General features: G+C 55.6%; 13 protein-coding genes and 2 pseudogenes. 5 read left to right on the forward strand and 10 right to left on the reverse strand.

The genetic code is table 11. The annotated features are described in order from the left end of the window. Window positions 1-8: 8 nt before the first annotated feature. Together F3089_RS02350 and F3089_RS02355 are read right to left on the reverse strand one after the other, a co-directional pair. A complete protein-coding gene (locus F3089_RS02350) occupies window positions 9-455 on the reverse strand; it encodes a GNAT family N-acetyltransferase (protein WP_225741648.1) in 447 nt (148 codons plus the stop codon). A gap of 221 nt (window positions 456-676) precedes the next feature. Further along, a complete protein-coding gene (locus tag F3089_RS02355; protein ID WP_151439233.1) occupies window positions 677-892 on the reverse strand; it encodes a hypothetical protein in 216 nt (71 codons plus the stop codon). A gap of 244 nt (window positions 893-1,136) precedes the next feature. Between F3089_RS02355 and F3089_RS02360 the strand changes: the two genes are divergently transcribed. Then, window positions 1,137-2,272, forward strand: a protein-coding gene (locus F3089_RS02360) for an IS3 family transposase (RefSeq protein WP_151439234.1) whose coding sequence is annotated in 2 segments (ribosomal slippage) — window positions 1,137-1,410 and window positions 1,410-2,272 — 1,137 coding nt in all. Because the reading frame shifts where the segments join, the coding sequence is not laid out codon by codon here. 18 nt (window positions 2,273-2,290) lie between these two features. Here the strand turns inward: F3089_RS02360 and F3089_RS02365 are convergent. After that, window positions 2,291-2,746 carry a class IV adenylate cyclase gene (locus F3089_RS02365; protein WP_192497251.1) on the reverse strand — a complete coding sequence of 152 codons (456 nt, stop codon included), beginning with the start codon at window positions 2,744-2,746 and terminating at the stop codon, window positions 2,291-2,293. Window positions 2,747-2,952: 206 nt separating this feature from the next. Then, window positions 2,953-3,249, reverse strand: coding sequence for a hypothetical protein (locus F3089_RS02370; protein WP_151439236.1), 297 nt, complete (start codon window positions 3,247-3,249; stop codon window positions 2,953-2,955). Window positions 3,250-3,613: 364 nt separating this feature from the next. Between F3089_RS02370 and F3089_RS16010 the strand changes: the two are divergent. Continuing rightward, a pseudogene (locus F3089_RS16010) lies at window positions 3,614-3,781 on the forward strand (helix-turn-helix domain-containing protein); the annotation flags it as partial. 101 nt (window positions 3,782-3,882) lie between these two features. Here the strand turns inward: F3089_RS16010 and F3089_RS02380 are convergent. From F3089_RS02380 to F3089_RS16015, 3 genes and pseudogenes are all read right to left on the reverse strand, one after another. Further along, a complete protein-coding gene (locus F3089_RS02380) occupies window positions 3,883-4,449 on the reverse strand; it encodes an AMIN-like domain-containing (lipo)protein (RefSeq protein WP_151439238.1) in 567 nt (188 codons plus the stop codon). A gap of 137 nt (window positions 4,450-4,586) precedes the next feature. Continuing rightward, entirely contained in the window at window positions 4,587-4,901 is a 315-nt protein-coding gene (locus tag F3089_RS02385) for a HigA family addiction module antitoxin (protein WP_151439239.1), read from the reverse strand. Between the two features lie 10 nt (window positions 4,902-4,911). Beyond that, window positions 4,912-4,995, reverse strand: a pseudogene (locus tag F3089_RS16015) (type II toxin-antitoxin system RelE/ParE family toxin); the annotation flags it as partial. Between the two features lie 228 nt (window positions 4,996-5,223). On the opposite strand from F3089_RS16015, the gene F3089_RS02395 reads away from it, so the two are divergent. Beyond that, window positions 5,224-6,012: a cobalamin-binding protein gene (locus F3089_RS02395; protein WP_151439240.1), complete on the forward strand. Its 789-nt coding sequence runs from the start codon at window positions 5,224-5,226 to the stop codon at window positions 6,010-6,012. A 56-nt stretch (window positions 6,013-6,068) separates the two neighbouring features. On the opposite strand, the gene F3089_RS02400 is transcribed toward F3089_RS02395, so the two are convergent. After that, on the reverse strand, window positions 6,069-6,365 hold the full coding sequence (locus tag F3089_RS02400) for a hypothetical protein (RefSeq protein WP_151439241.1): 297 nt from the start codon (window positions 6,363-6,365) through the stop codon (window positions 6,069-6,071). A gap of 301 nt (window positions 6,366-6,666) precedes the next feature. On the opposite strand from F3089_RS02400, the gene F3089_RS02405 reads away from it, so the two are divergent. Both F3089_RS02405 and F3089_RS02410 read left to right on the forward strand, forming a co-directional pair. After that, window positions 6,667-7,008, forward strand: a complete 342-nt coding sequence (locus tag F3089_RS02405) for a hypothetical protein (protein WP_095617224.1) — start codon at window positions 6,667-6,669, stop codon at window positions 7,006-7,008. Next, window positions 7,005-7,499 (forward strand): hypothetical protein, encoded by a 495-nt coding sequence (locus tag F3089_RS02410; protein ID WP_151439242.1) that lies wholly within the window; start codon window positions 7,005-7,007, stop codon window positions 7,497-7,499. The genes F3089_RS02405 and F3089_RS02410 overlap by 4 nt, the downstream gene beginning before the upstream one ends. An 83-nt stretch (window positions 7,500-7,582) precedes the next feature. Here the strand turns inward: F3089_RS02410 and F3089_RS02415 are convergent, their stop codons facing one another. Next, window positions 7,583-8,278, reverse strand: a complete 696-nt coding sequence (locus F3089_RS02415; protein ID WP_151439243.1) for an abortive infection family protein — start codon at window positions 8,276-8,278, stop codon at window positions 7,583-7,585. A 673-nt stretch (window positions 8,279-8,951) separates the two neighbouring features. Further along, window positions 8,952-9,523: nucleotidyltransferase domain-containing protein (locus F3089_RS02425; RefSeq protein WP_151439245.1), on the reverse strand; the 572-nt coding region annotated here is incomplete at its 5' end.

The raw sequence follows: 9,523 nt of genomic DNA on the forward strand, positions 1-9,523 counted from the left end.
GGTAACCGTCAATCCCTTAAGCTCAGGGCTGCGCTCATGTGATGCGAATTGAGTACAAAGCCCTTGTTCAGATACAACCGATGGGCGTCATGGCGCTGGTGGCCCGTGTCCAGGTGAGCGGCTCCACATCCAAGCCGCCGGCCCTCCTCAAGCAACCAATCCAGAAGCGCGCTACCGAACCCAGACCGCTTGTTCTGTGGATGGGTAATGAAGTCATCAATGTACAGGACCCGCCCCCAGGCCAGGAAGGTAGCGACGCGGAAGCCGGCGGCGGCCACGATTTCTGCGTTCTGCTCAATGAACACAATCCGATAGCCTTCCTCCGTCTGGGCACGTACCTGATCAATAAAACCGGTCTTGCTGAGATGCGGTCGTAGAACCGAAAAGACCTCGTAGGCTGCTTCAATAGCCTGAGGGTCTTCCGTGTCCAACTCCTGGATCGCGTGGTCCATCATCGTCTCCGTGGATCCTTGTAAATTACCCGTATTATTAACGTGACGGGCATTCTTGGTTCGCCATTTCATTCCTCTGTGCATTTTTCCCAGAGTCGATCGTAATGCGCGCAAGCATGCTCAAAACCTCGAGACCGGTAGAGCATGAATGCTCCTAGGGAAAAACAGTCCTGCAAGAGCGATCAGATCACTGAGCAAAGAGGTTTCGTTCTTCTGATTACCCATTACTCCGTCACCTCATAGATTCCGATGGCAATGTTCCGGACAATGCCACTGGTACCACTGCCTGCAAAGGAAAAAGTTGCGCCTGCAGCCTCTTTGATCTGCAGCAACGTGGCTTTCTTTACCTGCTCGCTTGTTAAGCGCTTTGGGTATTTCCCGGCACGTCGCAGGACCTTGATCATGGCATTCGAGGCGGTTGGGTGGTTAGAGCGTGCCATTCTTTGTCTTCGTTTTCGGGTGAGGACTTCTCGTCCACGATTCTTCTTGAGATCTTGCTTAACGTGAGGCTTCGTTCGCCAGCAGATCCACATACGCGCCAGCGACTAAATCTGACGACTGGATGCCCAGCTCTGACATCAACCTGTCCGCAATTGCCCGCCCCTCCGTCTCGCTCTTGAAGTGGACCCCGATTTTTGGACAGGCCGCTAAGCTATGATTCACCCTCGCCACAGGAGGCGAATCATGAGCAAGAAACGCAAGCAGTACAGTTCCGCATTCAAGTCCAAGGTCGCGCTGGCGGCGCTCAAGGGCGAAGAGACCACGTCCCAGATCGCGGCCCGGTTCGGGGTCCACCCGACCATGGTCAGCACCTGGAAGCGCGAGCTCCAGGACAACGCGTCAGACATCTTTGATACCAAATCCGCCAGCTCACGCAAGGATGCCAATGAGCCGGATACAGACCAGCTGTATCGCGAGATCGGCCGGCTGACGGTGGAGCGCGATTTTTTGTCGCGCAAGCTCGATCAGTAAGGCGTCAGCAGCGGCTGACGATGATTGAGCTCGACCACCCTGAGGTCAGCATCACGCGCCAATGCGAGCTGCTCAGCGTGAGCCGCTCATCGGTGTATTACCGGCCTCAGCCACGGACCCAGAAGGAACTTGATCTGATGCGTGAGATCGACGAACAGTACCTTCACACGCCGTTCTATGGCTCGCGCCGTATGGCGGTGCATCTACAGCGTGAGGGCCACTCAGTGAACCGCAAACGGATCCAGACCCTGATGCGGGCCATGGGCCTTCAGGCGGTCTACCCCAGGCCCAGAACCTCTTTGGCAGGCGCGGGACACACCGTGTATCCCTACCTGCTCAAAGGGCTGATCATCGATCGTCCCAACCAGGTGTGGGCCGCTGATATCACCTACGTGCCGCTGGCCCGCGGGTTTATGTATCTGGTCACCATCATGGATTGGCACACCCGCAAGGCACTGGCCTGGCGGGTGTCCAACACCATGGACGCGGACTTTTGCGTGGAAGCACTGGAGGAGGCGTTGCAGCGCCATGGCACACCGGAAATCTTCAACACGGACCAAGGCGTGCAGTTCACCAGTGAGGCCTTCACAGACGTCCTCAGGCACCACAGCGTGAGCATCAGCATGGACGGCAAGGGCTGCTACCAGGACAATATCTTCGTGGAGCGGCTCTGGCGCAACGTCAAATACGAGTGTGTTTACCTCAAGGCGTTCAACGATGGGAAAGAGCTGCGCCAGGACCTGACCCGCTACTTCCACTGGTACAACCAACACCGGCCTCACCAGGGACTGGACTACCAAACCCCGGACGAGGTCTATTACGATCAACCACTGAGGATGGCAGCTTGAGTCATCAAACCAATCGGGTCATAGCTTAGCAGAGCCCTCAAGTTGTCCAGACGAATGGGTCCACCTCATCTGGTCTGGTCCGAGCACGACCTCAAGCTCGACGAACCAGCCAAGCCCTTCTACCTCGTCCAGGTGAATTCGTGTCTGGTCTGTAAGAAACAGCATACGCCTCTTCTTGACCACCGCACGGACGCCAAGGGCGGCCGCCAATGCCGCCTTGAGGGAATGGGGCTCGTATACGGGGGAACGGATATAAGTTGATTGTTTAGCCTCTGGTGAATCTACCCGCTCGTACTCAATCAGCTCGCCTGTACCGTCGCCGAACGCCCGGAGCTTTAGCCGTCCCCGCGGTACATGGAAGAACGTATCCTCCTGTTCGAGCAGCACCGGTGCGCTATCCGCAAGGCGGGAGGCAATGCGCTGCTGGGAGGCAACGTCGCTTGAGCGCGCCTTTATCTCTATATTACGTGCCACTGCCCATTCCTGAATTCAGATAAAAACCGCTGGTATATTGTTGACGGTACCATCTGTACTGGCGGTGCCACCTTGTGAGGGTAGGCCGGCGGTGCTCACAAATGGGCTGGATGCGCGCCACGAGCTCATTGATCGGCACCAGGAGGCGTAGAAAGGCTGCGAGGACGCCGGAACCGAGGGATTCCGGCGTTACCGATACGGCGTTGTTACGGGGTGTGGGGGTGGGTTTCATTCGATGTTAGAACCAACCGGAATTCCCCGAAATCCTTACCGAGGATCATCTTCATCGGAATGATCGAGATCAGTAGCCCGATTACGCCGCCTATGGGTGCGGTAATCAGTTGAATGGTGTCAGGGCCTACGCCCGCGGCACCAAGAACAAGCCCGATCACGAACCCAACGATCGCTCCCAGTATCATGGCGGCAACCATAGCGAGGAGACTCCTCCACAGATAGGCCCACCAAACTTTCACGGTCCGTTGCCAGGTTACATCCAATTCCATTAAGTAGCCTCCTTTCCACTGGCTTGTTGATCCTAGGTTGGCTCTGGCGGCCTGCCTCGTTTAGCCGAATGGCCACCAGAGCATTCATTATGATGGTTGGGTATGTGCAGCGACAAGATCCTACTCACCCAGTCGATGCCATCAGCGAGGGCGGAAGGCCAGCGGGAACAGGTATTTGATGAACACTCTCCAGGCGGTGAGCAGAAACAGCATTTACCGATCACTTGAACCCAGGGGGTTCAGCCAGTAACTTTCTGAAATCCTGAGTTCAGATAATAACTGCAGCACTTTGGAATAGCCGGGTAGAGGTAGGAGGGCCGCCGCCGGTACCCTCATCGCCTTTACCGACCAAAGTGAAGAGCAGATGGGATACCGACAACTGACCCAGCGACGACGATACCAGATCGAGGCCGGTTTGCAGCACCAGTGCAGCCTTGGTTCGATAGCCCAGACCATTGGGTGCAGCAGTAGCACGGTCTCGCGGGAAATTCGGCGCAACAGCGGTGCCAGTGGCTACTGCCCAGAAGTGGCATCAGTACCGATTCACGCAGGCCCCCGTTGGCGATGGCCAGCACGGGGATGACAAACCAGATGGCGAGTGCCTTGACGAGATGACCGTAAGCATGACTTCCCTCAGTGCTTGATGTCGATGACGAGCCGCGGTGGACCATTAAGCTCGCGGAGCCGATAGCGGTTCGGCGACTGGACGCCCAGGACCCATGTCACAACGGCCTCGAAGTCACACGTCAGCTCCAGTTCGGAGAGCACGGGCAGGTTCAGATTGCGTTCCCGCTCGGCAATCGTCGACTGGCCCTCGCTGGTGTGCGCGTTCGCCGGGTACATCCGGATCTCGAGCCAGCCATCACCGGCGATCGGGGCGACTTTGCCGGAACCGCACTTTCTTACCGGCTGGCCGATGTACTCCAGGTGGTAGCCCGGAACCCGCTCGTCGAACTCGAAAACAACCCGGTCTAATTCTTCATGGGTGGCGGTGCGGACGGCGACAAGCGTGGAGGCGGGGGCGTCGGATTTCGACTGGTCGATGATGCCAGCTGTCCACGCAGTCTCGTGGGTGGTATCCGGCTCGGCTTTGGCCTGCGGTGAGTCGTGCTGCTCATTGATAGCCCCGGCGCCGCATCCGGCCAGGACCGCAGAGGCGATTACAGCAATTGCCGCAGCGAGATTTCGGGCCTTCGTCATCCTGTTTCCTCGTTTGTGCGATCAGGGGGAAACCGTACTCCTTGCAAGCAAAGTTTCGAGTTCACACTTCTCCCGGAGACCCTGCTTAACCGCGAAGCGAACCGGTACCCTTCAGTGCGTTCGGGTAGCATGACTGGTTATGCTCTGTGATCCACGGTGGAACCGGAATTCCAGGGGCGAATATTGTTCAGCTGCTCGGCCAGAGCATCTTCGGCCAGTTCAGTGTCATAAGCGGCCTGTGCCCGCAACCAGTAACCATTGGAAAGCCCGAAGAAACGACAGAGTCGCAGGTCGGTATCGGCCGTTATAGAGCGCTTCCCGGCAATGATCTGTCCGATACGCTGAGCAGGGACTCCAATCTCTTTAGCGAGGCGATACTGCGAGATCCCCATGGGCTCAAGAAATTCCTCCTTCAGCAGCTCGCCAGGTGTTACAGGATCAATATCGCGCATGACTCAGCCCCTAATGGTAATCAACGATTTCAACATCTTCCGCGCCAGCTTTCGTCCAATGGAAACACAATCGAAGTTGCTGGTTAATCCGGATGCATGACTCAGTCAGGCTCCTCAGCGAAGGAACACCCACGCTGTTTCTATAGCAACTGCAAGAACCAGCTCTGGAACCAGGACCGGATTGGCAGATTGCCATAAAAAGGTGTGTAAACCGGGTGTTCAGAAAGTCCCTATAAGCGTAGGTTGAGGAGCATTCAATGCGAGTGAACAACAGGAGTTCGTTACATGCAAACCATTGTGGTGGAGCGCAGGAACTGAGCCTATGGATTACCCAAAGCGCATTGTCTGCCTGACCGAGGAAACCACTGAAACGCTCTACGCCATTGGTGCCGAGGATCGCATTGTTGGTATATCCGGCTTTACCGTGCGCCCCGAACGGGCGCGGCAGGAGAAACCAAAAGTCTCCGCTTTCACTTCCGCCAAGATTGGGCGGATTCTTGAGCTGGAGCCGGATCTGGTGCTGGGATTTTCGGACATGCAGGCTGATATCGCCGCCGAACTGGTACGCGCCGGGGTCGCCGTACACATCTTCAACCACCGCACTGTCGCCGGCATTTTCTCCATGATCCGCACCCTCGGCGGCATGCTCGGCCTGCATGACCGCACCGAACCCTATGCGGATGAACTGGCGTCACGAGTGGAGGCGATACGGGCGAAGCAGGCTCAGGGGCCACGTCCGCGTGTTTACTTCGAGGAGTGGGGCGACCCGATGATTACGGGTATCGGCTGGGTCTCGGAGCTGATCCATATCGCCGGTGGCGAAGACGTCTTTCCCGAGCGGGCCGCGGAGCCCGGTGCCAGGGAGCGTATTATCGAAGACCCCAATGAGGTTGTTGCGCGCCAGCCGGACCTCATTATCGGCTCTTGGTGTGGCCGCAAATTCCGCTCGGAGCAGGTGGCGGAACGACCGGGCTGGGATGCCATTCCCGCCGTTGCCAACAACGCGCTTTACGAAGTGAAGTCACCGTTGATTCTGCAGCCGGGGCCTGCTGCGCTCACGGATGGGCTGGATGCACTCTGTGAGCTGATTGATCGGCACCGGGAGGTGTAGAAGAGCTGCGAGGAACGCCGGAACCGAGGGGGTCCGGCGTTACCGTTGCGGCCTTGTCAGGGGCTCTCGGGGCGGGTTTCATTCGATGTTAGAACCAACCGGAATTCCCCGAAGTCCTTGCCGAGAATCAACTTCATCGGAATGATCGAGATCAGGAGCCCAATCACGCCGCCAATGGGTGCGGTAATCAGTTGAATGGTGTCAGGGCCTACGCCCGCGGCACCAAGAACAAGCCCCATCACGAACCCAACGATCGCTCCCAGTATCATGGCGGCAACCATAGCGAGGAGACTCCTCCACAGGTAGGCCCACCAAACTTTCACGACCCTTTGCCAGGTTACATCCAATTCCATTAAGTAGCCTCCTTTCCACTGGCTTGTTGATTTTAAGTTGGTTCCGGTGGCCTGCGTCGTGTCGCGCAAGGCCCGCCAGGGCGCTCATTATGATGGTTGGGCATGTGCAGCGACAAGCTCCTACTCATCCAGTCGATGCCCTCGGCGAGGGGAACGCCAGCGGGGAACAGGTATTCTCCAGGCCTCTCCTGATGAACGCGCTAAGTATTGCACACCAACGTGAAATCGATCACTTGAACCTCTAAAGCTCAGACAGTAACCTTCTGAAATGACAAGGCAACCAGGGAAGGAGAGAGACGCAATGGAGTGTACTCCCGTCAGAAACCTCAAGCTCGACAGCAAAGACCGAGAAGCGCTCAAGACCATCCGCAAGGCCCAGCGAAATGGGAAGATGCTGGAAGTTGTGCTGCCCGCCGGCGTCATGGCGAGCATCTTTCTGGGCAACAACAGCGCGGAAGCCGCATTCAACATCAAATCGACCGACTGGGTCCGTTTTGCCAAATCCATGCAGGCGATCGGACCCATGGTGAGGAAAACCATCATCAAGGTCGCGCGGATGCAGCTTCTCAGGCACGAGCTGTCCCCAAAACAACGCCAGTTCTGGAAGAATATCGAGAACGGCTGCGAAGGAGCGCTGCAATGAAATGGTTTACACGTACTGCAGTGTGGGTCTTTGCAGTCGTTTCAGCTGCGCCTGCGGTGGCCTCTGAGGCACGAACCTATCTTGGAGAGCGGGTAGAGGCTTATGAGCAGGCGATCGAGCGGTGCGAGAAGCAGGTCAGAGCACGCTCTTTGCCCGGCGACGAGTTGCTGGAACAGTTGAGGCAGTATGAACTCAAGCAGGTGAGGGTGTTCCTGATCGCGCGTGCCCAGCTGCTGGAAAGCCAGTGTGAACGCCCGGAGCTGACGGAACTCTCATACGCCATCGGAATGCTCAAGCGACTGGACCTGTCTGGAAAGACGGCAGGAAGACTGAAGGCAGTGGAGGATCTGCTTTATACGCCTTCGCCCTGGCGATTCAGGGAGCGTTACGAGTCTCTGCCTGAATCAATGCGGGAGGCGCTGGAGGGTGAGGCCTATTTTCAGGAGCCGTTTGACGGCGTTGCCGTTCTAGAGGCAATGAGAGCGGAATAAAAGCATGAAGTTCCACAAGTCGGTGGCCCTTTAGTAGGGCAAGTCCACAGTCCGCTTTAGCGAAAGGTTATGTGTCTGCGCCCCTAACCTGAGAATCGTTCACGATAAGTTTCCACGATCAATACCCCCACGGTGGCGCAAGCGTTGACAGCCAATCGGGCGTGCCGATCCGTGAGCCGCCTGCGCTTCTGATCGCCCCCTTTCCCGTGAAAGCCGGAATATCTAGTTCGCAGTACACCTATACCGACAGAAGTGTTCACTAATCCACCCAGGACACGCTTAATATCGGGATCCGCGTGACCGTCAGGTGACAACTGAAGTTGTTCAAAGACCGCTTTGAGCAACGGTTGCAAGCTTTCGTCCCTTGGATACGTCACTCCAAACTCGTCTAGTACGCCCTTGCATATGCTCTCGAGTGTGGACGAGGCACTCCCGAGCGCCTGTTCCGCATCGGTTTCGACATACGCGAGCGCACGCTCAAAATCGTGAGTCGCCGCCTGATAGCCTGCTTGCGACAAATAGCCGGCCAATTCTCTAGTCGAGTTTAGTGTCGTGCTCGGTATTGGAACATCGAGATCCTGTGCAATTTGCACGACCAAAGCATCACCCGCAGAAGCGAGTAGATTCTCAACATACACTCGCTTGCTCGGGACAATGCTTACCTGCTCGTGCTCAATCCCAAACCCGCCGAGGAATACATTTATACCGGTTGTATTCATGCGCTCCTGAAGCGTTAGCGCAATCTTCCCAATCAGGTTGTAGCGCTCAATCTGTTTCACGATCGATCGGCTCTCGTAGTATGGCCTACATAACGCAAAGCTGAGCGGTGGGCTTGGAGCGGAGCGTACTCAAGCGACTGGTTAAAAGGCATCGAATTTACTCCAGTTCTCCGACAGGTACTTTTGGATGCCCCGTCCAGGCATATAGCGTGGAAACAGCTGGAGAAAATCCGCCCGCGCACGCTCAGCACTTTCGTTCGAGATCGCCCCAACATGCTTCGCTAGAAATACTATCGCTAGTGAAGGCGCGCGGGACTCCCCTTGATTGCAGTGAACCCTTAATGTGGCCCCCGAGTCCCATACTTCTCTAGCAAATGGTAGATAAACTCGAAAAAGATCATCAGGGAAAAGAGGGATCTGAGGATCAATTATGTTCAAATACAAATCATTACCCTGGCGCAGTGACAGGTAATTCGGGTGATCCTTGGGAAGGCTCCCTCTGTAACCAACTGCCCGCTGGTGACAAGGGCTTTTACAAGCATGAACTACACCGAGTCCCGGCTGCCCCAGCGCACAGATTGCTTCACTTCCAACCTCAACTCGATCGTGCACGTTATCCATATGTGTCCTTTTAACGCTTAGGTAACCGGCGCCGGAGCGCTAGCGGAGGGAACCAAAAGCGGCACGCTTTTGGCGTCCGGTTGACCGACTTGTTGGGCGCTTTTCATCTGAGTCACGAGGCGTAGACCTTTGTCAGGTTATCGTGGTCCAACTTAAGAGCCGAGAACTCTTCGGAGGAACATACAGTTATGTCCAGCTTGTGGGATTGCTCTCTTAACTCTTTTTTGAGAACTTCCGAAACTTCATCGACAGAATTTCTAGCTGTGTCATTTGAATAGACAATTGCCGCATCAATATCCTGGTATAACTTGTTCCGCATATATGATCCAAAAAGGTAGACCTTTAAACCTTTGGGTAGTTTTGTCCGTTCGAGAGGTCTTTTGAACGAATTTATGCGAAGCTCTCGCTCGTCTCTGAGCAAAAAGTTTAAGAATCGGTCACCATTGTGGCGTAGGGCACCCATAAATTCTTTGAACATGAACAGCCCAATACCGTTTTCAATACACAGCTGCTTGGCACCTTCCGAGTATTGGCCTGCAGGACAAGAACAAATTATAGCCTCTACCTGGGGATCTACAGCCATCACTTTTTCAAAGGTATACTCAGTGAAAAAATAGGTATTCGTAACAAAGACTCGTAGCTCTCTACCATCCTTTAGCGTGATGGACATTGTTGCTTTATTTA

Origin of the sequence: Halospina sp. K52047b, from assembly GCF_008709855.1 — a bacterium.
Lineage (GTDB): Bacteria > Pseudomonadota > Gammaproteobacteria > Pseudomonadales > Oleiphilaceae > Halospina > Halospina utahensis_B.

Bases quoted from the DNA above. Each gene is read 5' to 3' on its own strand.
- F3089_RS02385 (WP_151439239.1), bottom strand. From the start codon at position 4,901: ATGCGCGATATTGATCCTGTAACACCTGGCGAGCTGCTGAAGGAGGAA.
- F3089_RS02410 (WP_151439242.1), top strand. From the start codon at position 7,005: ATGAAATGGTTTACACGTACTGCAGTGTGGGTCTTTGCAGTCGTTTCA.
- F3089_RS02400 (WP_151439241.1), bottom strand. From the start codon at position 6,365: ATGGAATTGGATGTAACCTGGCAAAGGGTCGTGAAAGTTTGGTGGGCC.
- F3089_RS02350 (WP_225741648.1), bottom strand. From the start codon at position 455: ATGATGGACCACGCGATCCAGGAGTTGGACACGGAAGACCCTCAGGCT.
- F3089_RS02405 (WP_095617224.1), top strand. From the start codon at position 6,667: ATGGAGTGTACTCCCGTCAGAAACCTCAAGCTCGACAGCAAAGACCGA.
- F3089_RS02380 (WP_151439238.1), bottom strand. From the start codon at position 4,449: ATGACGAAGGCCCGAAATCTCGCTGCGGCAATTGCTGTAATCGCCTCT.
- F3089_RS02370 (WP_151439236.1), bottom strand. From the start codon at position 3,249: ATGGAATTGGATGTAACCTGGCAACGGACCGTGAAAGTTTGGTGGGCC.
- F3089_RS02355 (WP_151439233.1), bottom strand. From the start codon at position 892: ATGGCACGCTCTAACCACCCAACCGCCTCGAATGCCATGATCAAGGTC.
- F3089_RS02395 (WP_151439240.1), top strand. From the start codon at position 5,224: ATGGATTACCCAAAGCGCATTGTCTGCCTGACCGAGGAAACCACTGAA.